Origin of the sequence: Streptomyces sp. NPDC006259, assembly GCF_042870975.1 — a bacterium.
GTDB lineage: Bacteria > Actinomycetota > Actinomycetes > Streptomycetales > Streptomycetaceae > Streptomyces.
The window spans coordinates 279,646-301,166 of sequence record NZ_JBIAHY010000009.1 but is presented as its reverse complement, the minus strand read 5'-3'; the positions used below and the strand labels follow the sequence as shown (position 1 = coordinate 301,166).

19 protein-coding genes are annotated in these 21,521 nt (G+C 73.0%); 16 read left to right on the top strand and 3 right to left on the bottom strand.

The genetic code is table 11. The features are described from left to right. Window positions 1–9: 9 nt before the first annotated feature. On the bottom strand, window positions 10–792 hold the full coding sequence (locus tag ACFYO5_RS32900) for an alpha/beta fold hydrolase (protein WP_388715858.1): 783 nt from the start codon (window positions 790–792) through the stop codon (window positions 10–12). 38 nt (window positions 793–830) lie between these two features. Further along, a complete protein-coding gene (locus ACFYO5_RS32895; protein WP_388715855.1) occupies window positions 831–1,154 on the bottom strand; it encodes a DUF427 domain-containing protein in 324 nt (107 codons plus the stop codon). Between the two features lie 50 nt (window positions 1,155–1,204). Between ACFYO5_RS32895 and ACFYO5_RS32890 the strand changes: the two genes are divergently transcribed. The 5 genes from ACFYO5_RS32890 (at window position 1,205) to ACFYO5_RS32870 (ending at window position 8,271) form a co-directional block, all read left to right on the top strand. Further along, window positions 1,205–1,744 carry a TIGR00730 family Rossman fold protein gene (locus ACFYO5_RS32890; RefSeq protein ID WP_388715852.1) on the top strand — a complete coding sequence of 180 codons (540 nt, stop codon included), beginning with the start codon at window positions 1,205–1,207 and terminating at the stop codon, window positions 1,742–1,744. Window positions 1,745–1,771: 27 nt separating this feature from the next. Further along, window positions 1,772–2,470, top strand: coding sequence for an SDR family oxidoreductase (locus ACFYO5_RS32885; protein WP_356562133.1), 699 nt, complete (start codon window positions 1,772–1,774; stop codon window positions 2,468–2,470). 60 nt (window positions 2,471–2,530) lie between these two features. Beyond that, window positions 2,531–3,532 (top strand): methionine synthase, encoded by a 1,002-nt coding sequence (locus ACFYO5_RS32880; RefSeq protein WP_388715849.1) that lies wholly within the window; start codon window positions 2,531–2,533, stop codon window positions 3,530–3,532. 15 nt (window positions 3,533–3,547) lie between these two features. After that, complete coding sequence (gene ligA, locus ACFYO5_RS32875; protein WP_356562130.1) at window positions 3,548–5,743, top strand: NAD-dependent DNA ligase LigA; 2,196 nt, start codon at window positions 3,548–3,550, stop codon at window positions 5,741–5,743. 266 nt (window positions 5,744–6,009) lie between these two features. Then, window positions 6,010–8,271 (top strand): putative bifunctional diguanylate cyclase/phosphodiesterase, encoded by a 2,262-nt coding sequence (locus ACFYO5_RS32870; RefSeq protein WP_388715846.1) that lies wholly within the window; start codon window positions 6,010–6,012, stop codon window positions 8,269–8,271. Between the two features lie 114 nt (window positions 8,272–8,385). Here ACFYO5_RS32870 and ACFYO5_RS32865 read toward each other — a convergent pair whose 3' ends face one another. Continuing rightward, window positions 8,386–8,970, bottom strand: coding sequence for a TetR/AcrR family transcriptional regulator (locus ACFYO5_RS32865; RefSeq protein ID WP_388715843.1), 585 nt, complete (start codon window positions 8,968–8,970; stop codon window positions 8,386–8,388). A gap of 93 nt (window positions 8,971–9,063) precedes the next feature. Here ACFYO5_RS32865 and ACFYO5_RS32860 point away from each other — a divergent pair, with 93 nt between their 5' ends. From ACFYO5_RS32860 to ACFYO5_RS32810, 11 genes are all read left to right on the top strand, one after another. Further along, complete coding sequence (locus ACFYO5_RS32860) at window positions 9,064–9,435, top strand: DUF4267 domain-containing protein (protein WP_388715840.1); 372 nt, start codon at window positions 9,064–9,066, stop codon at window positions 9,433–9,435. 270 nt (window positions 9,436–9,705) lie between these two features. After that, entirely contained in the window at window positions 9,706–10,002 is a 297-nt protein-coding gene (gatC, locus tag ACFYO5_RS32855; RefSeq protein WP_018531282.1) for an Asp-tRNA(Asn)/Glu-tRNA(Gln) amidotransferase subunit GatC, read from the top strand. Window positions 10,003–10,007: 5 nt separating this feature from the next. Further along, window positions 10,008–11,501, top strand: coding sequence for an Asp-tRNA(Asn)/Glu-tRNA(Gln) amidotransferase subunit GatA (gene gatA, locus ACFYO5_RS32850; protein WP_388715838.1), 1,494 nt, complete (start codon window positions 10,008–10,010; stop codon window positions 11,499–11,501). After that, window positions 11,498–11,740, top strand: a complete 243-nt coding sequence (locus ACFYO5_RS32845) for a hypothetical protein (protein WP_356562121.1) — start codon at window positions 11,498–11,500, stop codon at window positions 11,738–11,740. The genes gatA and ACFYO5_RS32845 overlap by 4 nt, the downstream gene beginning before the upstream one ends. Before the next feature lie 15 nt (window positions 11,741–11,755). Next, on the top strand, window positions 11,756–13,270 hold the full coding sequence (gene gatB / locus ACFYO5_RS32840; RefSeq protein WP_356562119.1) for an Asp-tRNA(Asn)/Glu-tRNA(Gln) amidotransferase subunit GatB: 1,515 nt from the start codon (window positions 11,756–11,758) through the stop codon (window positions 13,268–13,270). 88 nt (window positions 13,271–13,358) lie between these two features. Continuing rightward, window positions 13,359–13,757: a hypothetical protein gene (locus tag ACFYO5_RS32835; RefSeq protein WP_388715835.1), complete on the top strand. Its 399-nt coding sequence runs from the start codon at window positions 13,359–13,361 to the stop codon at window positions 13,755–13,757. Between the two features lie 208 nt (window positions 13,758–13,965). After that, the gene (locus tag ACFYO5_RS32830) at window positions 13,966–16,194 is read left to right on the top strand and encodes an MMPL family transporter (RefSeq protein WP_388715832.1); all 2,229 of its coding nucleotides are present in this window, start codon (window positions 13,966–13,968) and stop codon (window positions 16,192–16,194) included. Next, window positions 16,172–16,744 (top strand): GNAT family N-acetyltransferase, encoded by a 573-nt coding sequence (locus ACFYO5_RS32825; protein WP_388715830.1) that lies wholly within the window; start codon window positions 16,172–16,174, stop codon window positions 16,742–16,744. The genes ACFYO5_RS32830 and ACFYO5_RS32825 overlap by 23 nt, the downstream gene beginning before the upstream one ends. Before the next feature lie 35 nt (window positions 16,745–16,779). Then, window positions 16,780–17,385 carry a hypothetical protein gene (locus tag ACFYO5_RS32820; RefSeq protein WP_388715827.1) on the top strand — a complete coding sequence of 202 codons (606 nt, stop codon included), beginning with the start codon at window positions 16,780–16,782 and terminating at the stop codon, window positions 17,383–17,385. Window positions 17,386–17,594: 209 nt separating this feature from the next. Next, window positions 17,595–17,795 carry a hypothetical protein gene (locus ACFYO5_RS32815; protein ID WP_388715825.1) on the top strand — a complete coding sequence of 67 codons (201 nt, stop codon included), beginning with the start codon at window positions 17,595–17,597 and terminating at the stop codon, window positions 17,793–17,795. A gap of 671 nt (window positions 17,796–18,466) precedes the next feature. After that, window positions 18,467–21,511, top strand: a complete 3,045-nt coding sequence (locus ACFYO5_RS32810) for an AAA family ATPase (RefSeq protein ID WP_388715822.1) — start codon at window positions 18,467–18,469, stop codon at window positions 21,509–21,511. Window positions 21,512–21,521: the final 10 nt, after the last annotated feature.

Sequence of the window (21,521 nt, the reverse complement as noted above, 5' to 3'; positions counted from 1 at the left end):
CCGCTGGCCCTACGGCGCGAGGAACTCGGCGAGTACCGGTGCCAGCACGTTCGGGTCCACCATGTGGGTCTGGTCCTCCAGGGAACGGTGGGTGCCCTCGGGGACGGCCTCCGCGACAGCTCGGGCGGCCCGGAGCATCCATTCCGGGCTGGCCGAGCCGGACAGGGACAGCACCGGCACGCCGATCGAGGCCAGCCGCTCCCGGGGGACCAGGCCGTCGCCCATGACGGCGTCGTCGTAGGCCAGGCTGGGGGCGATCTGCTCCATGGCGGGCCACATCGGGGACTGGCGGGCGCCGTGGATCATCTCCTCCGCGAGGCCCGTCAGGCGGAGGAACAGTTCCACGGCGTCACCGCGGTGGTCCTGGGCCAGGGCCCGCGTCAGGTGTTCGGTGTAGGCGGCGCGCTCCTCGGCGCCGCCCTCCGAGAAGTCCGCGAACGGCACCTCGTACACCGCCACCCGGCTCACCGGCAGGCCGGCGGCCGCCGCCTCCAGGGCCAGCGCACCGCCCGAGGAGACGCCGTACAGGGCCGCCTCGCCGCCCGCCGCCTCGATCAGCGCCGCCAGGTCCTCGACCTCGCGCTCCACCGCGTACGGCGCCGTGTCGCCGCTCTCGCCGCGGCCCCGGCGGTCGTACCAGAGGGTGGTGTGGTGCTGGGCGAGGAGCCCGGCCAGGGGCGCCACCGTGCCGCCCGTCGACATCGCCCCGCTCACCAGGATGACCGCGGGGCCCTGCCCGGCACGGGCGTACGCGAGGGAGGTGCCGTCGCGGGAAAGGGTCTTCTTGTCCATGCCTGTGCAGACTGCCCCAGGACACGGAAGTTATCGGCCTACGACACTTCCGGTTCGTAGAAGCACAGGTGGTCCTTGATCCGTTCGACGTCCGGTTTCGGGTCGGAGTACGCCCACACGAGGTCGGGCGCGTCCGGCAGCGACCAGTAGGACGCCGTGCCCTTGAACGGGCAGTACGTGTGGGTGTCGGAAGGGGTGAGGAGGTCCAGGCGTACGTCCTCGGGAGGGAGGTAGTACCGCGCCGGGCAACCGGTCTCCCGCAGGATCAGGGGCCGGTCCGTCTCGGCCAGCACCTGGTCCCCGTGGACGACCCGCACGTGCCGGGTGCCCTGCTCGATCGTGATCGTGTGTCCGTCAGCCATGCCGGGACAGCGCTCGCGGGCCGCCGGTTGTTCCCGCGTACCGTGGCGGCATGCACATCTGTGTCTTCCTCTCCGCCGCCGACCTGGACGACCGCTACACCGGGCCCGCCCGCGACTTCGCCGAACTGCTCGGCAAGGGCGGCCACACCCTCGTGTGGGGCGGCTCCGACGTGGGGCTGATGAAGGTGGTCGCCGACGGGGTGCAGGAGGCCGGCGGCCGGCTCTGCGGCGTCTCCGTGGGCTTCCTCGCGGCCAAGGCCCGGCCCGGCGCCGACGAGATGATCGTCGCCCGCGACCTCGCCGAAAGAAAACGGCTGCTTCTGGAGAAGGCCGACGCGGTGGTCGTCATGGTCGGTGGAACCGGAACCCTGGACGAGGCCACCGAGATCCTGGAACTGAAGAAGCACGGCCACACCGACATGCCCGTCGTCCTGCTGAACACCGCCGGTTTCTACGACGGCCTCAAGGAGCAGTTCCGGCGCATGGAGGCCGAGGGATTCCTGCCCCGGCCCCTCACGGACCTGGTGTTCTTCGCGGAGGAGCCGGTCGGGGCCCTCGCCTACCTGGAGGAGAGCCGGGGCATCTCCTGAACCGGTGGACCGGGCGCTGATGCGAGCATGGCGACCATGGCTACTCATGTGATCACCGGAGCGGGCTCCGGCATCGGTGCGGCCGTCGCCCGCCGGCTCCACGCGCGCGGGGACGAACTCGTGCTGCACGCGCGGGACGCGGGCCGGGCGAAGGAACTGGCGGCGGAGTTCCCGGGGGCCCGCACGCTCGTCGGAGACCTGGCGGATCCCGACAGGCTCAGCTGGGCCTTCTCCCACCAGTCGTTGCCGGAGCGGGTGGACTCGCTGCTGCACGTCGCCGGCGTGGTCGACCTCGGGCCGGTCGGTGAGCTGACCCCGAAGTCGTGGCGTCACCAGCTCAACGTCAACCTCGTCGCCCCCGCCGAACTGACCCGGCACTTCCTGCCCCAGCTGCGGGCGTCCCGTGGGCACGTGGTGTTCGTCAACTCCGGGGCGGGGCTGCGGGCCGGCGCCGACTGGTCGGCCTACGCCGCCTCCAAGCACGGACTGAAGGCGCTGGCGGACTCCCTGCGCGCGGAGGAGCACGGGCACGGGGTGCGGGTGACCTCCGTGTACCCGGGCCGTACGGCCAGCCCCATGCAGGCCAAGGTCCACCAGCAGGAGGGGAGGGCCTACGACCCCGCCGAGTGGATCGATCCCGAGTCGGTCGCGACGACCATCCTCATGGCCGTCGACCTGCCGCGGGACGCGGAGGTCAACGACCTGACGGTGCGGCCGGGCCGGTAGCGGAGCCCGACCGCCACGGCGGTGCGTGGGGGAGCCCCCGCAGTACGTAGGCTTCCGCCCGTGAACGCACACTTCAGGTTCGGGCCCGCCACGGGGATCGGTTCCATGCCCGGCGGTGACGCCAGGGAGGCCGCCAGGACGGTCGCCGGGTCCTTCGAGGACTTCCCCTTTCTCGCCGAGCTGCCCGGCAGAGGGCCCGGCGCCGACATGATCGGCCGCACGGCCGGCATGCTCGTCGAGCTGTACGCGCGCGTGGAGCCCAGCGGCTGGCGCCTCGGCGACCGCCCCGGCAGGGACACCCGGCGGGCCCGGTCCTGGCTCCGGGAGGACCTCGACGCCCTGGAGGAGGCCACCCAGGGGTACGAGGGACAGGTGAAGGTGCAGGCCGTCGGCCCGTGGAGCCTCGCCGCCGCCCTTGAGCTGCGCAACGGCGAGGCCGCCCTCTCCGACCCCGGCGCCTGCCGCGACCTCGCCGCCTCCCTCACCGAGGGCCTGCGTCTGCATCTCGCCGAGGTACGGCGCCGTGTCCCCGGCGCCCAGGTCGTCCTCCAGCTCGACGAGCCCTCCCTCACCGCCGTACTGCTCGGCCGGGTCAGGTCCGCCAGCGGCTACCGCACCTACCGCGCCGTGGACCGCCAGGTCGTCGAGGCCACGCTCCGCGAGGTCGCCGGGGTGCACGACGGCGGCCCCGTCGTGGTGCACTCGTGCGCGCCGGACGTCCCGTTCGACCTCCTGCGCCGGGCCGGCGCGACGGCCGTGTCGTTCGACTTCTCGCTCCTCACCGACCGTGACGAGGACGCGATCGGAGAGGCCGTGGAAGCGGGTACCCGACTGTTCGCCGGTGTCGTGCCGGGCACGGACGCGGCATTGTCGGACCCTGCCGGTAGCGTCATGGGTGTCAGGACGCTGTGGCGCAGGCTGGGGCTGCGACCGGACCTCCTCGCGGAGGCGGTGACGCTCACCCCGGCGTGCGGCCTCGCGGGGGCTTCCCCCGCGTACGCGCGGCAGGCCCTCGCCCACTGCGTCCGGGCGGCGAGATCCCTCGCGGACAACCCAGAGTGACGGGAGGACAACACGGTGGCCGGCGACAGGCAAGCGGAGACGACGGTGCCCACGGAGGCACGGGAGAAGCACGCGCAGCTCGCTGAGCAGATCGAGGAGCACCGCTTCCGGTACTACGTGAAGGACGCCCCCGTCATCAGCGACGCGGAGTTCGACCGCCTGCTGCGCTCCCTGGAGGCGCTGGAGGAGCGGTACCCCGGACTGCGCACCCCCGACTCGCCCACCCAGAAGGTCGCGGGCGCGTACGAGACGGAGTTCACCGCAGTCCAGCACCGCGAGCGCATGCTCTCGCTGGACAACGCCTTCGACGATCTGGAGCTGGCCGCCTGGGCCGAGCGGGTCCACAAGGACGTCGGCGCCTCCGCCTACCACTTCCTGTGCGAGCTGAAGGTCGACGGCCTCGCCGTCAACCTGACGTACGAGCACGGCAGGCTCACCCGCGCGGCCACCCGGGGCGACGGCCGTACCGGCGAGGACATCACGCCCAACGTGCGCACCATCGCGGAGATCCCCGACCGGCTGACCGGCGACGGAGTGCCCACCCTCGTCGAGATCCGCGGCGAGGTCTACTTCCCGATGGAGAAGTTCGAGGAGCTGAACGCCCGTCTGGTCGAGGCCGGTGACAAGCCCTTCGCCAACCCGCGCAACGCGGCGGCCGGTTCACTGCGCCAGAAGGACCCGCGCGTCACCGCCACCCGCCCCCTGCACATGGTCGTCCACGGCATCGGCGCCCTGGAGGGCTACGAGGGCCTCACCCGCCTCTCCGAGGCGTACGACCTCCTCAAGTCCTGGGGCCTGCCCACCTCCCGGCACAACAAGGTGGTCGACGGCCTCGACGGCGTACGGGAGTTCATCGCGTACTACGGCGAGAACCGGCACTCCGTGGAGCACGAGATCGACGGAGTCGTCGTCAAGCTCGACGAGATCCGGCTCCAGGGGCGGCTCGGCTCCACGGCCCGCGCGCCACGCTGGGCGATCGCGTACAAGTACGCGCCCGAGGAGGTCAACACCAAGCTCCTCAACATTCGCGTGGGCGTCGGCCGCACCGGCCGCGTCACGCCGTACGCCCAGGTCGAGCCGGTGACCGTGGCCGGTTCCGAGGTCGAGTTCGCGACCCTGCACAACCAGGACGTCGTCAAGGCCAAGGGCGTCCTCATCGGCGACACCGTGGTGCTGCGCAAGGCGGGTGACGTCATCCCGGAGATCCTCGGGCCGGTCGCCGACCTGCGGGACGGCAGCGAGCGCGCGTTCGTGATGCCGTCCGAGTGCCCCGAGTGCGGCACCCCGCTGCGGCCGATGAAGGAGGGCGACGTCGACCTGCGCTGCCCCAACGCCCGAGCGTGTCCCGCCCAGTTGCGCGAACGCCTCTTCTACCTCGCCGGCCGCAAGGCGCTGGACATCGACCACTTCGGGTACGTCGCCGCCGCCGCCCTCACCAAGCCGCTGGAGCCCGGGGAACCGCCGCTGGCCGACGAGGGCGATCTGTTCGACCTCACCATCGAGCGGCTGCTGCCCATCAAGGCGTACGTCCTCGACCAGGACAGCGGTCTGCCCAAGCGGGACCCCAAGACGGGTGAGGAGAAGATCGCCACCGTCTTCGCCAACCAGCAGGGCGAGCCGAAGAAGAACGCGCTCGCCATGCTGGACACCATCGCGGCCGCCAAGGAGCGCCCGCTGGCCCGCGTCCTCACCGGCCTGTCCATCCGGCACGTGGGGCCGGTCGCGGCCGAGGCGCTGGCCCGCGAGTTCCGCTCCATCGACCGCATCGAGCAGGCGAGCGAGGAGGAGCTGGCCGGCACCGACGGCGTCGGACCGATCATCGCGGCCTCCCTCAAGGAATGGTTCGCCGAGGACTGGCACCGCGAGATCCTGCGCAAGTGGAAGGCCGCCGGCGTCCGCATGGAGGAGGAGGGCTCGGCAGGAGACGAGGGTCCGCGGCCGCTGGAGGGCCTCACCGTCGTGGTCACCGGCACCCTGGAGCGCTTCACGCGGGACGGCGCCAAGGACGCGCTCCAGAGCCGTGGGGCGAAGGTGACCGGATCGGTGTCGAAGAAGACGTCGTTCGTCGTAGTGGGTGAAAGCCCCGGATCGAAGTACGACAAGGCGATGCAGCTCAAGGTTCCGGTGCTGGACGAGGACGGCTTCACCGTCCTGCTCGAACAGGGACCGGAGGCGGCCGCCGAAGTCGCCCTGCCGGTCCCCGAGTCGTGAGGACCGGCGGTTGAAGGCCACCCGATCGGCGCATACCAGATGCTTACGGGTGCCAGGGGCGCATTCGGGCAACCGCCGACGAGCGCTGCCGTGGAAGCCTTCCGCGGCCTACTGTTGAGAGGTGCGCCCGCCGTGCCCCGCTGCGGCCGGGGCATCCCCGCGCTTCCGAGGAGCCGGGGGAAGGGTCTTCCAACGCGGCGCCGGCGAAAGGCAGTCGGGCAGCGGACCGCGTGGCGTGGGCACCGCCGGTTGTGAGAGGGACGGGAATGGAACCGACCGAGAGCGCCGCCCCGGACACCGGGCTGCCCCGGCGCCGGGTCACCGACGCCTGGTGGGGCAGCCGGTGGGTGGCGTGGTCGGAGCGGCCCCCGGACCGACCCGACCGCGCCGGCGACCCGCTCACCCGGACGGACGCGCGCCCCGCCATCCCGTTCCCGCCCGGCTCCGGCACCCGCGGACCGTACGACGTCGACGCGGAACGGCATCTGACCTGGCCCGCGCTCCCGGCCGCCGTCGTCGCGGCCGCCGGCTTCGCCCTCGGCGCCGCCTTCTACCGGGCCTTCACCACCAGCCACGCCCTCTTCCCGTCCGGCACCGTCGGCTGGTCCCTCGCCGTCCTGACCGGCGTCATCGTCGGCCACCTCGTGATGCTCGGCCGGGCCCGCTGGTGGGGCGGTACCGGCTCGGGAGCCGCCCTCACCCTCGCCGTCCTGCTGCTGTACGGCTGGCTGTCCGCGGGCCTGGTCAGCCTCACCGTCGTCGTCCTGGTCGGGGTGGCCCGCCGCCACCGCTGGCGGCAGGGCGTCCTGCACGGCGCGGTGGACATCCTCGGCATCGGCACGGGCGCGCTGCTGCTGGCCGCGTGCGGGCGGGTGCCGTCCGTCGAACGGCCGTGGACCCCCGACACCTGGACGGTCTACACCGCTCCCCAGGTGGTGCTGGTCGCCGTCGCCTACCTCGCCGTCACCCGCGTCCTGCTCTGGTACCTGCACACCCCCCGCGCCGGCAGTCTGCCCACCGTCGCCCGTACCGCCCTCCTCAGACAGGGCCTGGTCGCCGTCGCCCTGCTGGGGATAGCCCCGCTGGTCTGCGTCGTCGCCGTGGCCGAGCCGATCCTGCTGCCGCTGTTCGCCATCCCGCTCATCGCCCTCGACTCCACGCTGTGGATGGCCCGCGCCCGCGCCGAGGAGCAGTTGCGCGACCCGCTCACCGGGCTGCCCAACCGCCAGTGGCTCGGCGAACGGATCTGGACGGCCCTCGACGACGCCGAACGGATCGGCGCCCGCGCCGCGCTGATGCTGATCGACCTCGACCGGTTCCGGTCGGTCAACGACACGCTCGGTCATCTCGCCGGGGACCGGCTGCTGCTCCAGATCGCCGACCGGCTGCGGCTGGCCCTTCCGCGCGGGGCCGAGGTCGCGCGGCTCGGCGGCGACGAGTTCGCCGTCTTACTGCCCGTCGCGGACTCCACGACCTCCGCGACCCGCGTCGCCCGCGGCCTCGTCGCCGCCCTCGGCTCGCCGCTCGACCTCGACGGGCTCACCCTCGTCCTGGAGGCGAGCGCCGGGGTGGCCGTCTTCCCCGACCACGCGCTCGACGCGGAGGGGCTGCTGCGGCGGGCGGACGTGGCCATGTACCAGGCCAAACGGGACCGTACGGGCGTCGAGGTCTACGAGTCCAAGCGCGACTCCAACACACCCGACCGGCTCGGCCTGCTGGGCGACCTGCGCCGCGCGCTCGACGCGCACGAGGTCCAGTTGCACTACCAGCCGAAGGTCCGCTTCGACGGACAGGTCGCCGGGCTGGAGGCGCTGGTGCGGTGGGTGCATCCCGAGCGCGGGAAGGTGCCGCCGGACGAGTTCATCGCCATAGCCGAGTCCTCCGGGCTGATGCCCCACCTCACCGAGTACGTGCTGGACACCGCCCTCGCCCAGGTCGCCCGGTGGCGCGCCCAGGGCCTGCACGTGCCGGTGGCCGTCAACGTCTCCCCACGCGACGTGCACACCCCCGGTTTCGCCGGCTCCGTCGCGGCCCGGCTGGCACGGCACGGGGTGCCCGCGGCGGCGCTCCAGCTCGAGATCACGGAACACGTCCTCCTGGAGGACCCGCAGCGCGCCGCCGACACCCTCAACGCGCTGACCGGGCACGGGGTGAAGATGTCCCTCGACGACTTCGGCACCGGCTACTCCTCGCTGGTCCATCTGCGGCGCCTGCCCGTGAGCGAGCTGAAGATCGACCGGTCGTTCGTGGCCCGGCTGGCGGTGGACACGGAGGACGCGGAGATCGTGCGCTGCACGGTCGACCTCGCGCACTCCCTCGGGCTGCTCGTGGTCGCGGAGGGCGTCGAGGACGACGAGACGTGGGAGCGGTTGAGGGACCTCGGCTGCGATGCCGTGCAGGGGTGGCTGGTCGCCGCGGCGATGCCCCCGGGGGAGACCACGGCGTGGCTGCGGGCCCGTGGGTCGCGCGGCTGGCAGCGGCCTGCGGCGGCGTTGCCCGCGGTGTTGCCGGTGGCGTCCGAGGAGTGATCCCACCCGGCCACGGTCGGACCGGCCGAGGAGTGGGCCTCTCCCACGCGGAACCCCACCGTCCCCGTCCTCGCGCCACCGCGTCCCCGCTCGCCGGTCGCCGTGAGGCCGGGTCTAGTCCGTCCCCGCCGCGAAGTGGTCGATCAGCAGCTGGAGTCTCTGTTCGTGGGCGGGCTCCGGGAGGCGGCCGCTGCGCATCAGGGTGATGAGGCCGTGGAGGCCGGCCCAGTACGTCTCCGTCAGGAGGCCGGGGTCCTCACCGGGGGACGTCACCGGTCGGACGGCCGACAGCAGTTCCCCGAAGGCCTCGTGCAGGGCCGCCGGGGCCTCGGGGGTGGCGAAGGGGAGTCCGACCGCGAGCGTGAACATGGCGTCGTACAGGGCCGGGCGGCGGCGGGCGAAGGCGGTGTAGGCCGTGCCGATCGCCGTGAGGGACTCCCGGGCGCCGCTCACCCCGGCTCGCGCCGCCCGCAGTTCCCGGGCCAGTTCGGCGCAGCCCTCCACCGCGACCGCCGCCATGATCGCTTCCTTGCCCTTGAAGTGGCTGTAGAGAACCGGCTGGCTGTACTCGATCTCGGCCGCCAGCCGACGCGTGGTGACCGCGTCCCAGCCTTCCGCCTCCGCCAGTTCCCGCGCGGCCGTGACGATCAGCCGCTCGCGCTCCGCTCTTTCGCGCTCCCGGCGCGTCTGGATCGACATGCCCTGATTCTAGCAGCGCTAGCCAATCTTTCGATGCTCCGCTATCTTCGAAAGAGAAGCTAGCGTTGCTAGCAACCCACAGGAGGAATCCGCATGACCGTCGCCGCCTACACCCTGGCCGTCGTACTCGACCTGTTCATCGTGTTCATCGGGGCCCGCTTCCTGTTCCAGGCACGCCCCGCCGCCGCCGGCTACGGCGCCCCGGCCGACCCCGGCGGCGACGCCGGCGCCTACCTGACGATCAAGGGGGTCAGGGACGGCACGCTCGGGATCCTCGGTCTCGCGCTCCTGGTCTTCGTCGGCGCCCGTGCCGAGGCCTGGTTCATGCTGTGCGCGGCGATCATCCCGTTCATGGACACCGCGATAGTCCTGCGGCACGGCGGAACCAGGGCCGTCGCCTTCGGAGTCCACTTCGCCACGGCGGTGGTCGTGCTCATCAGCGCCGGACTGCTGTTCGCCGTCTGACGCGGGACGGTGAGGCGGCCCGGACCTGATCGCCCGCGACGCCGACGCGTGGTGGCGGCGGGCGGCGGGGACCGGAGGGTGGTCGGCGGGCGGCGGGTGGCGGGGACCGGAGGGTGGTCGGCGGCGATGGGCGGTGCCGGCAGCCCTCCCGCCGCCAGCCGTCCAGCCGTCCGCCGACGGGGCCCCACGGTGCACCGTTTAACCGGTAGGCGCCGCGGCCCCATAGGATTGGCTCCCGAACCACACACACTCACCCCAGAGGAACGCCGCATGCCTGGCATCACGCGCGAGGAGGTCGCCCACCTCGCCCGGCTGGCGCGTCTGGAGCTGAAGCCCGAAGAGCTCGACCACTTCGCGGGACAGCTGGACGACATCATCGGCGCGGTCGCCCGCGTCAGTGAGGTCGCCGACCAAGACGTACCGCCGACCTCGCACCCGCTCCCGCTGACGAACGTCATGCGCGCGGACGAGGTCCGTCCGTCGCTCACCCCCGAGCAGGCGCTCTCCGGCGCCCCGGCCCAGGAGCAGCAGCGTTTCAAGGTGCCGCAGATCCTGGGGGAGGACTAACCGCAATGACGGACATCATCAAGCTCACCGCGGCCGAGATCGCCGCGCGGATCGCCTCCGGTGACCTCACGGCCGTCGAGGTCACCGAGGCGCACCTGGCCCGTATCGAGGCCGTCGACGAGAAGGTGCACGCCTTCCTGCACGTCGACCGCGAGGGCGCGCTGGCCCAGGCCCGCGCCGTCGACGAGAAGCGGGCCCGCGGCGAGAAGCTCGGCCCGCTCGCCGGTGTCCCCCTGGCGCTGAAGGACATCTTCACCACCGAGGGCATCCCGACGACCGTCGGATCGAAGATCCTCGAGGGCTGGATCCCGCCCTACGACGCGACGCTGACCAAGCGGCTCAAGGCCGCCGACGTGGTGATCCTCGGCAAGACCAACATGGACGAGTTCGCCATGGGGTCCTCTACGGAGAACAGCGCCTACGGCCCCACCGGGAACCCCTGGGACCTCACGCGCATCCCCGGCGGCTCCGGCGGCGGTTCCTCCGCCGCCCTCGCCTCCTACGAGGCCCCCCTCGCCATCGGCACCGACACCGGCGGCTCCATCCGCCAGCCGGCCGCCGTCACCGGCACGGTCGGCGTGAAGCCGACGTACGGCGCGGTGTCCCGGTTCGGCATGGTCGCCTTCTCCTCCTCCCTGGACCAGGGCGGGCCCTGCGCCCGTACGGTCCTGGACGCGGCCCTGCTGCACGAGGTGATCGCCGGGCACGACCCGCTGGACTCGACGTCGATCGACGCGCCCGTCCCGCCGGTCGTCGAGGCCGCCCGCAACGGCACGGTCGCCGGAATGCGCGTCGGCGTCGTCAAGCAGTTCCGCGGCGAGGGCTACCAGGCCGGCGTCATCCAGCGGTTCGACGAGTCCGTCGCGCTGCTGAAGGAGCTGGGCGCCGAGATCGTCGAGCTGGACTGCCCGTCCTTCGACCTCGCCCTGTCGGCGTACTACCTGATCGCGCCCTCCGAGTGCTCCTCCAACCTCGCCCGCTTCGACGGTCTGCGCTACGGCGTCCGGACCGGTGACGACGGCACGCACTCCGCCGAGGAGGTGACCTCCCTCACCCGTGAGGCGGGCTTCGGCCCCGAGGTCAAGCGGCGCATCATGCTCGGCACCTACGCCCTGTCGAGCGGCTACTACGACGCCTACTACGGCTCCGCGCAGAAGGTCCGCACGCTCATCACGCGCGACTTCGAGAAGGCCTTCGAGCAGGTCGACGTGATCGTGTCGCCGACCACGCCCACCACCGCCTTCCCGATCGGCGAGCGCGCCGACGACCCGATGGCGATGTACCTGGCCGACCTGTGCACCATCCCGACCAACCTGGCGGGCAACGCGGCCATGTCGCTGCCGTGCGGGCTCGCCCCGGAGGACAACCTCCCGGTGGGCCTCCAGATCATCGCCCCGGCGCTGAAGGACGACAGGCTGTACAGGGTCGGCGCCGCCGTCGAGGCCGCCTTCGTGGAAAGGTGGGGGCATCCGCTGCTCGAGGAGGCTCCGTCGCTGTGAGTAAGGCACTGTCCAAGGCCAAGGGCTTCAAGAAGTCCAAGTCCGGCCTGTACCTGTCCATGGCCACCACCGCGTTCGGCGCGGTGAGTGTCGCCAAGCAGGCCAAAATGGCCCGCACCGAGAGCGACACGCTCCGCCTGATCGACGCCGCCGTGTCCGCCGCCGCCATCGCCACCGGCCTCGCCATCCTCTACCGCGAGCTGAAGCGGCTGGGCGACGACGACGTCCTGCTGGGCTGAGAGGGAAGTTTCACCGTGACCACCACGACCGACCTGGTGTCGTACGAGGACGCGCTGGCGTCGTACGACCCCGTCATGGGCCTCGAGGTCCATGTCGAACTCGGCACCAAGACGAAGATGTTCTGCGGCTGTTCGACCGAGCTGGGTGCCGAGCCCAACTCGCAGACCTGCCCGGTCTGCCTCGGCCTGCCCGGCGCGCTCCCGGTCGTCAACGCGATCGGCGTCGAGTCCGCCATCAAGATCGGGCTCGCGCTGAACTGCGAGATCGCCGAGTGGTGCCGGTTCGCCCGGAAGAACTACTTCTATCCGGACATGCCGAAGAACTTCCAGACCTCCCAGTACGACGAGCCGATCGCCTTCAACGGCTACCTCGACGTCCAGCTGGAGGACGGCGAGACCTTCCGGGTGGAGATCGAGCGCGCCCACATGGAGGAGGACACCGGCAAGTCGACCCACGTGGGCGGCGCGACCGGCCGGATCCACGGCGCGTCCCACTCCCTGCTGGACTACAACCGCGCCGGCATCCCGCTCATCGAGATCGTCACCAAGCCGATCGAGGGCGCCGGGGAGCGCGCCCCCGAGGTGGCGAAGGCGTACGTCCGTGAGCTGCGCGAGGTCATCAAGGCGCTCGGCGTCTCGGAGGCCCGCATGGAGATGGGCCAGATGCGCTGCGACGTGAACCTGTCGCTGCGCCCGCACGGCCGCGAGAAGTTCGGTACCCGCTCGGAGACGAAGAACGTCAACTCCCTGCGGTCCGTGGAGCGCGCGGCCCGCTTCGAGATCCAGCGGCACGCCGCCGTACTGGACGGCGGCGGGACGATCATCCAGGAGACCCGGCACTTCCACGAGGACACCGGGTCGACGACCTCGGGCCGCGTGAAGGAGGAGGCCGAGGACTACCGGTACTTCCCGGAGCCGGACCTGGTGCCGGTGGCCCCGACGCGCGAGTGGGTCGAGGAGATCCGCGCCTCGCTGCCCGAACTGCCGCTGGCCCGCCGCAACCGCCTGGTGGCGGAGTGGGGCATCTCGGCCACCGACATGCAGGCGATCCTCAACGCCGGCGCCCTGGAGCTGATCGTCGCCACGATCGACGCCGGCGCCGACGCCGCCTCCGCCCGCAAGTGGTGGATGGGCGAACTGGCGCGCAGCGCCAACGAGTCCGGCAGGACGCTGGACGAGCTGGCCATCACGCCCGAGCAGGTCGCCCGCGTCGCCGAGCTGGTGAGCAAGGGGGACCTGAACGACAAGCTGGCCCGTCAGGTCATCGAGGGCGTCCTCGCGGGCGAGGGAACCCCGGACGAGGTCGTCGACAAGCGCGGGCTGAAGGTCGTCTCCGACGACTCGGCGCTCGGCACGGCGGTCGACGACGCCATCGCGGGCAACCCGGGCATCGCCGACAAGATCCGCGGCGGCAAGGTGGCCGCGGCCGGTGCCCTGGTCGGCGCGGTCATGAAGGCCACCCGCGGTCAGGCCGACGCGGCCCGCGTCAAGGAGCTGATCCTGGAGAAGCTGGGCGTCGGCGAGGGCTGATCCCGAGCCCTGGCCCCTGGGGGGATGCGCCGGTTCCGGCGCATCCCCCTTCTCCGTCTCCCGGCCCGAGGCGCTACGCTCGCCCGCCATGAGTGGACGTACCGACTCCGACACCCAGGACGGCATACGGACCGACGCGACCGAGGCGCACGACACGGACGACATGCCCCGCCCCGACGCCGATGACCCCGGCGCCGAGGACCCTCACGGGGACGACCCCGAGGACGACGAGTACGCCGGTGGGGACGCCCGGCGGGCCCGCTGGACCGCGGCCGGCACGGGCGCCCTGCTCACCCTCGCCGGGCTCGCCGCGGCCCTTCTGCGCCTCGCCGGCTCCGCCCCGGCCCTGGTGCCCGCGGCCTACGCCCTGGGCGCCGCGGTGTGCGGACTCGCCGCGCTGCTGGGTTCCCGCGGCCGCACCCGGCGCGCGCTGTGGCTGCTGATCGCCGGCGTGATGGTGATGGCGGTCGGCGACCAGTCGGACTGACCGGCCCGGCCGGCGGAGTCGCCGCACGGCCCTGTGATCTGTCTCCCACTCCGGTGAACAGGCCCATGAACCGGACGAACGATCACTTACGCCTGCAAGAGTGCTCCTAGCATTCCTCATGCGTTCTTTGCGGGCTGTTCAGTTCATGTACGACTGTTCCCGGTCAAAGATCCCCACACGGTCTTCAGAGTCTCCGGGAGCACGTCTCGTGGCAGCCCTCGCGCAGTGGTGCGTCCGCCATCGCCTCGTCGCGGTCCTGCTGTGGCTCCTCGCCCTCGGTGGGACGGCCGCCGCCGCCGTGGTCACGGGCTCCTCGTACGCCAACGACTACGACGTCCCCGGCACCGAGTCCGGCCGGGCCGCCGGGCTGCTCGCGGAGGGCTTCCCCGGTCTCGGCGGTGACAGCGACACCGTCGTCTGGCACACCGACCCGGGCACCGTCCGTGCCGCCGCCGTCGAACAGACCATGACCCGGACCCTGTCGAGGATCGCGGACCTGCCGGGCGTCGCCGCCGTGGCCGGCCCCTACGACGACCAGGGCGCCGCGCGGATCAGCGCCGACGGACACACCGCGTACGCCACCGTCACCTTCGAGGACAGTGCCGAGGACATCGACCGGCGCGAGGCGCGGGCCGTCGTCGACACCGCCCGGTCGGCACGGACCGACGGGCTCCGCGTGGAGCTGGGCGGCGGCGCGATCGCGCTCACCGAGTCCTCCGGCGGGCACCTCGCCGAGGTCGTCGGCGTGGCCGTCGCCGCCGTCGTGCTGTTCCTGGCCTTCGGCTCGCTCGCCGCCTCGCTGCTGCCCATCGCCACCGCCCTGGTCGGCGTCGGCACCGCCTACGCGGGGATCGTGCTGCTCGGGCACGCCATGACCGTCGCCGACTTCGCACCCATGCTGGGCGTGCTCGTCGGGCTCGGCGTCGGCATCGACTACGCGCTGTTCATCGTCACCCGGCACCGGCGCGGCCTCAAACGCGGACTGCCGGTCGCCGAGGCCGCCGCACACGCCGTCGCCACCACCGGACGGGCCGTGGTCTTCGCGGGCGCCACCGTGTGCATCGCGCTGCTCGGCATGCTGATCCTGCGACTGGGCTTCCTCAACGGCGTGGCGATCGCCGCCTCCCTGACCGTCGTGCTGACGGTCGCCGCCTCCGTCACCCTGCTGCCCGCCCTGCTGTCCTTCATCGGTCCCCGCGCCCTCGGCCGCCGCGAACGGCGCCGCCTCGCCGAGCACGGGCCCGAACCGGAGCTGCCGACCGGTCTCGCCGCCCGCTGGTCGGCCTTCGTGGAGCGCCACCCCAGGCTGCTCGGCGCGCTCGCCCTCACCGTCATCGCCGGGCTCGCCCTGCCCACGCTCTCCCTCCGCCTCGGCACCTCCGACCAGGGCAACCGCCCCGAGACCACCACCACCCGCCAGGCCTACGACCTCCTCGCCGAAGGCTTCGGCCCCGGCGTCAACGGCCCGCTGACTCTGGTCTCCCGCGTCGCCGGCGCCGACGACCGGCTCGCCCTGGACAACCTCGACGCCACCCTGCGCGGCACCGAGGGCGTGGCCGCCGTGACCCCGGTGACCTACGGCGCCGGCGGAGACACCGCGCACCTCACCGTCGTACCGCGGTCCGCGCCCCAGTCACGGCGGACCAGCGACCTCGTCGACCTGCTGCGCGGCGAGGTGCTGCCGCGGGCCGAGGCCGGCACCTCCCTCGACGTACAGGTGGGCGGCGTCACGGCCGGCTACGACGACTTCGCCGAGGTCATCGTCGGCAAGCTGCCGCTGTTCGTCGGTGTCGTCGTCGGTCTCGGCTCCCTGCTGCTCCTGCTGGCCTTCCGGTCCGTCGGCATACCGCTCAAGGCCGCCGTGATGAACGTGGCCGCCGTCGCCGCCGCCTTCGGCGTCGTCGTCGTGGTCTTCCAGTGGGGCTGGGGGAGCGAACCGCTGGGCCTGGGCCGGGCCGGGCCGATCGAACCCTTCCTCCCGGTGATCATGGTCTCGGTCCTCTTCGGGCTCTCCATGGACTACCAGGTCTTCCTCGTCAGCCGGATGTACGAGGAGTGGCTGGAGACCGGCGACAACCGGCGGGCCGTGCGCGTCGGCCTCGCCGAGACCAGCCGGGTGATCAACTCCGCCGCGGTCATCATGATCTCCGTCTTCCTCGCCTTCGTCCTCAGCGGCGACCGCGTGATCGCCATGTTCGGGATCGCGCTGGCCGCCGCCGTGGCCCTCGACGCCTTCGTCCTGCGCACCCTCCTCGTGCCCGCCCTGATGCACCTGCTCGGCCGCGCCAACTGGTGGCTGCCCGGCTGGCTCGACCGGCGCCTGCCGCGGATCAGCATCGAACCTCCCGAGTGCCGGGCCGCCCATGAGAGGCTCACCGAGGTCGTGGCGGAACTGGAGAAGGAGCGGCAACCGGATGTACGCGACAACGCTGGGTGACGGAGCGGAACTGCGGCCCCTGGAGACCTGGCACGCCGAGGAGTTCCTGACCCACCTGGAGCGCGGGCGGGAGTTCATCAACCAGTACATCCCGTTCGCCGCCAAGGCCACCGACGTGCCGGGCGCGCGCGAAGTGCTCCAGCGGTACGCCGACCTGCGTGCCGCCGACACCGGCTCGCTGCACGGCATCTGGCTGGAGGGTGGACTGGTCGGCGGCGTGCTCTTCCTGAACTTCGACGCGGAGCAGGCGAACTGCGAGGTCGGCTGCTGGCTGGAGCCCGCCGGAACCGGGCGCGGGCTCGTCACCCGCGCGATGCGGGTGCTCATCGACCACGCCGTCGAGCAGCGCGGGATCCACCGCGTCGAGTGGGTCGCCGCCGCGGGCAACGTGCCCAGCCTCAACGTCGCCCGGCGGCTCGGCTTCACCCAGGACGGCGTACGCCGCGAGGCCTACCCCTATCGTGGGGTGCGGCACGACCTCCAGGTGTGGTCCGTGCTCGCCCACGAGTGGCGAGCCGCCCGCGCGCGTGCCGCTCACAGCGATCATTAAGAAACCTCTCAGAGAGCCTCCGTACGGTGCGAGACATGGGAACCGAGACAGTTGACCAGGCCGGCGCCGAGACGGGCACCGAGGCCGCCGAGGCGAAGCGCGACGGGGAGACGGTGGGCGCCACCGAGAAGGACGCGAAGGACCGGGCCACGCCGGCCTCCGAGGACACCGGCGGCGTGGACGACGGCCGCCTCGCCGAGGACGCCGAGGACGCCGATGTCGTCGACGCCGTCGAGGAGAGCCGTCCCTCCGGCATCGGCCTGGGCGCCGGGGCCGTCGTCTCCGCGGCGCTCGGCCTGGTGTCGCTCAGCGGCGGCTGGATCGGGACCGTCGCCTCCGCGCGCCAGACCCTGATCGGCCAGTTGGAGACGTCGTCGAGCGCCAGCGTCGCCCATCAGGTCCAGGCGGTCTACGGCGACGCCTGGCAGGCCACCGCGCTGTGGGCGGGCCTGTTCGCGCTGGCCGCGCTCGTCACCGGCGTCGTGGTGCTGGCCCGGCCCGCCTTCGGCGCTCCCGGCAGGGTGCAGGCCCCCTGGATCAAGTCCGTCGCCTGGGCGGGGGTCGCGCTCGGCGTGATCGGCCTGCTCCTGGCGGTCCTCAAGTACACCGACGCCCTGCTCGGACTGCCCTCCGCCGGCTGAGCCGGGGGCGCGACGCACGAGGGGTCCTGGAGCGGCCGTAGGCACCTTACGGCCGCCCTAAGGCCCCTCACACGCGTCTAAGGCCCCGGCCGGCCCCCAAGATGCGGAACTCTCCCGATGTGACGGGCCCCCCTGGGAGACGAAGGTTGAGGCATCGAGAGCGTCGCGGAGAGCGACGCCGGATCCACCGACCTTCAGGGGACGTCACCATGTACGAGTACGAGGTCCAGCAGGCCCGTTCCGCCGAACTGCTCCGCCGCGCCGCGGCCGAGCGCCTGGCCCGCGAAGCCGTCCGCGGCCGCCGCGCCGCCCGTCGGGAGGCCGCCGAGCAGACCGCCCGCGGCGCGGCCCCCGAGAGCGAACCCCATATCCACCGCCCCCGCCGGCTGCGGTCCGCCCGGACCGCGTGAACACCGGGGCACGGAAGGGCGGCCGCACGGGGGTCGGCCGCCCTCCCACGCCCGCGATCGCGCCGACAGCCGCGGTACCGACGGCACGCACGATGCCGGAGGCGTCCGAAGCACCGACGGCACGCATGATGCCGACGACAGCCGCGGTACCGAGGGCACGCGTCACGCCGGTGACGTCCGTTGCGCCGGCGGCGATGCCTGGGCCGGCGGCGATGCCTGGGCCGGCTGCGGTGAGCCGGGCGGCGGTTGCGGTCAGTCGGGCGGCAGGTGTCGTGCCGACGGCGGCGGCCGTGCCGGCGGGGATGCCCGTGCCGGCAGGGATGCCTGGGTCGGCAGGGATGCCTGGGTCGGCAGGGATGCCTGGGCCGGCTGCGGTGAGCCGGGCGGCGGTTGCGGTCAGTCGGGCGGCAGGTGTCGTGCCGACGGCGTCCGCCGTGCCGGCGGGGATGCCCGTGCCGGCAGGGATGCCCGTGCCGGCGGGGATGCCCGTGCCGGCGGGGATGCCCGCGTCGGCAAGGATGTCCGTGCCGACAGCGGTCAGCCGGGCGGTGGTTGTCGTGCCGGTGGCGTCCGCCGGGGCGGTGGTTTCCACCCCGTCGGCAACGGCCACCGGGCGGCCGGTCCCGGCCGGGCCGCCGATATCGACTGGGCCCGCCTCGTACCGCCGTGCGATGCTCGCCCCCGTGGAGAACAGGTCCGTCAGCCCCGTCTTCGTCGGCCGCGCCGACGAGTTGGACACCCTGAACGACGCGCTCGCCCGTGCCGCCGCGGGCGAGCCGCAGGCGTTGCTGATCGGCGGTGAGGCCGGCGTCGGCAAAACCCGGCTCGTCGAGGAGTTCGCCACCGCCGCCGACCGCCGGGGAGCCGTCGTCGCGCTCGGCGGCTGTGTCGAGATCGGTGCCGACGGACTGCCGTTCGCCCCATTCTCCACCGCGCTGCGCGCCCTGCGACGGGCACTGCCGGACGAACTGGCCGCCGCCGCGGCCGGCCAGGAGGAGGAACTCGCCCGACTGCTGCCCGAGTTGGGGGAGACGAGCGGAGGCAGGCACGACGAGGAGAGCATGGCCCGCCTCTTCGAACTCACCGCCCGCCTCCTGGAGCGCGTCGCCGCCGACCGCACCGTCGTGGTGGCCCTGGAGGACCTGCACTGGGCCGACGCCTCCACCCGCCACCTCCTCTCCTACCTGCTGCGCACCCTGCGCACCGGCCGCCTCGTCGTCCTCGCCACCTACCGCTCCGACGACATCCACCGCCGCCACCCGCTGCGCCCCCTGCTCGCCGAACTCGACCGGCTGCGCACCGTCCACCGCCTCGAACTCGCCCGGCTCACCCGCGACGAGGTCGGCCGCCAGATCGCCGGCATCCTCGCCGCCGAACCCGACCCCGCCCAGGTCGACGACATCTTCGAACGCTCCGACGGCAACGCCTTCTTCGTCGAGGAACTCGCCGTCGCCGCCCACGAGGGCTGCTGCACCGGCCTCACCGACACCCTGCGCGACCTGCTGCTCGTCCGCGTCGAGGCGCTGCCGGAGAGCGCCCAGAAGGTCGCCCGGATCGTCGCCGAGGGCGGCTCCACCGTCGAGTACCGGCTGCTCGCCGCCGTCGCCCGGCTCACCGAGGACGACCTCATCGAGGCCCTGCGCGCCGCCGTCGGCGCCAACATCCTGCTCGCCGCCCCCGGCGGCGACGGCTACCGCTTCCGCCACTCCCTGGTACGGGAGGCCGTCGGCGACGATCTGCTGCCCGGCGAACGCTCCCGCCTGAACCGCCGCTACGCCGAAGCCCTGGAGGCCGACCCGACGCTGGTCCCCGCCGACGAGCGCGTCACCCGCCTGGCCAGCTACTGGTACCACGCGCACGACCCGGCCAAGGCCCTCCCCGCCGTCCTGGACGCCTCCGTGACCGCCCGCTCACGCCACGCCTACAGCGAGCAACTGAGGCTCCTGGAACGCGCGATGGAACTCTGGGACGCCGCCCCGGAGGACGTACGGAACCGGCTGCGCCCCCTCGACTACGCCGAGGCCTATCCCGCCTGCGGCTGCGACCCCGTCACCACGCCACTGCGCTACCTCGACCTCATGGCCGAGGCCGCCGTCGCCGGCCGCCTGTGCGGGGAGCGCGAACGCGCCCTGAAGATCACCAAGCGGGCGCTGCGCCTTCTGGCGGACGAGGACGACCCGCTGCGCACGGCCTGGTTCTGGGTGCAGCGCTCCCGGCTGGTGCGCGCGCTCGGCCGGGGCAGCGGCCGCGAGGAGCTGACCACCGCACAGGACCTGGTGCGCGGCCTGCCGCCCAGCGAGGTGCACGCCGAGGTGCTCACCCACGTCGCCAACTGGTCCATGCTGCACGCCCCCGGACCCGACGCGTACGCCGCAGCCGAGCACGCCGTGGAGTACGCCCGCATGGTCGGCGTCCGCGAGATCGAACTCGACGCCCGCCAGATCCTCGGCGTCCTCATGGTCGACGCCGGCCATGTCGAGCCCGGCCTCACGGAGCTGTACGACGTCAAGGACCAGGCCCTCGCGGAGGACATCCCGTCCGTCGCGCTGAACGCCTACGTCAACCTCCCCTCGGAACTCGAAGCGGTCGGCCGCTCCCGCGAGGCCCTGCCGATCCTGGAGGAGGGCATCGACTACGCGCGACGGCACGGACTGTCCGAGACGGAGGCCTGGATCTGGGGCAATCTGGCGGAGTCCCTTCTGCCGCTGGGCAGCTGGGAGGAGGTGGACCGGGCCTGCGCCGCCGTCGGACGCATCGGCCAGGGCGTGGGCATCCGGGGCGGTCATGCCACCCTCCGCGCCGAACTCGCCCTGCACCGCGGCGACCTCGCCGAAGCGGGCCGCCGACTGACCGAGGCGCGCGGCTACTTCAGCTCGCACGACCGCGCGCCCCAGCACGACCTGCCCCTCGTCCGCCTCGCCGTCGCCCTCGCCGCGGCCGACGGCCGACTCCCGGAGGCCCGCGCCCACCTCGCCCGCGCCCTCGACCAGGGGTTCCCGCCCGGCGCCCAGCGGTACGCCTGGCCGCTGCTCCTCACCGGGGCCGCCGCCGAGGGGGACGCCCGCGCCCTGCCCGCCACCGAACCGGGCCGCGCCGAACTCCTCGAACGCATCCGGGAGACCGCGAAGAAGATCGTCGCCGTGGTGCCCGTCTGGCAGGCCCACGAACGCTGGCTGCGTGCCGAACTGCTGCACGCCGAGGGCCGCGACGGCCCCGAGGACTGGGTCGAGGCGGTCACCGCCTTCGAGAGCATGGAGCGCCCCTACGACCTCGCCCGCGTCCGGTACCGCCTGGCCGAGGCGCTGCTGACCGAGGGCGGCGAGGACGAACGCGACCGCGCCGCCGAGCTGCTCCGCCTCGCCCACGCCGTCGCCGCCCACCTGGGCGCCCGCCCGCTCGGCGACGCCGTCGGCCGGCTCGCCCAGCGCGCCCGGCTGGCCCTCACGCCCGGTCCCCGCCCGGTCCCGGCCGCCACCGACCCCGTCGAGGCGCTCGGTCTCACCAGCCGGGAGCGCGACGTGCTGCGCCTGGTCTCGGCCGGCCGCACCAACCGCCAGATAGCCGAGACACTCTTCATCTCCCCGAAGACGGCGAGCGTCCACGTCTCCAACATCCTGGCCAAGCTCGGCGTCTCCGGACGGGGCGAGGCGGCGGCGGTGGCCCACCGGCTGGGACTCTTCCCGGCCGACGCTCTCCGGGCGCCCTCCGTGGGGTGAGGCGTACGCT

What these genes read in the sequence shown, in the direction of transcription:
- ACFYO5_RS32900 (WP_388715858.1), bottom strand. Translation starts at nt 792, where the DNA reads ATGGACAAGAAGACCCTTTCCCGCGACGGCACCTCCCTCGCGTACGCC.
- ACFYO5_RS32895 (WP_388715855.1), bottom strand. Translation starts at nt 1,154, where the DNA reads ATGGCTGACGGACACACGATCACGATCGAGCAGGGCACCCGGCACGTG.
- ACFYO5_RS32890 (WP_388715852.1), top strand. Translation starts at nt 1,205, where the DNA reads ATGCACATCTGTGTCTTCCTCTCCGCCGCCGACCTGGACGACCGCTAC.
- ACFYO5_RS32885 (WP_356562133.1), top strand. Translation starts at nt 1,772, where the DNA reads ATGGCGACCATGGCTACTCATGTGATCACCGGAGCGGGCTCCGGCATC.
- ACFYO5_RS32870 (WP_388715846.1), top strand. Translation starts at nt 6,010, where the DNA reads ATGGAACCGACCGAGAGCGCCGCCCCGGACACCGGGCTGCCCCGGCGC.
- ACFYO5_RS32865 (WP_388715843.1), bottom strand. Translation starts at nt 8,970, where the DNA reads ATGTCGATCCAGACGCGCCGGGAGCGCGAAAGAGCGGAGCGCGAGCGG.
- ACFYO5_RS32860 (WP_388715840.1), top strand. Translation starts at nt 9,064, where the DNA reads ATGACCGTCGCCGCCTACACCCTGGCCGTCGTACTCGACCTGTTCATC.
- gatC (WP_018531282.1), top strand. Translation starts at nt 9,706, where the DNA reads ATGCCTGGCATCACGCGCGAGGAGGTCGCCCACCTCGCCCGGCTGGCG.
- gatA (WP_388715838.1), top strand. Translation starts at nt 10,008, where the DNA reads ATGACGGACATCATCAAGCTCACCGCGGCCGAGATCGCCGCGCGGATC.
- ACFYO5_RS32835 (WP_388715835.1), top strand. Translation starts at nt 13,359, where the DNA reads ATGAGTGGACGTACCGACTCCGACACCCAGGACGGCATACGGACCGAC.
- ACFYO5_RS32825 (WP_388715830.1), top strand. Translation starts at nt 16,172, where the DNA reads ATGTACGCGACAACGCTGGGTGACGGAGCGGAACTGCGGCCCCTGGAG.
- ACFYO5_RS32820 (WP_388715827.1), top strand. Translation starts at nt 16,780, where the DNA reads ATGGGAACCGAGACAGTTGACCAGGCCGGCGCCGAGACGGGCACCGAG.
- ACFYO5_RS32815 (WP_388715825.1), top strand. Translation starts at nt 17,595, where the DNA reads ATGTACGAGTACGAGGTCCAGCAGGCCCGTTCCGCCGAACTGCTCCGC.
- ACFYO5_RS32810 (WP_388715822.1), top strand. Translation starts at nt 18,467, where the DNA reads ATGCTCGCCCCCGTGGAGAACAGGTCCGTCAGCCCCGTCTTCGTCGGC.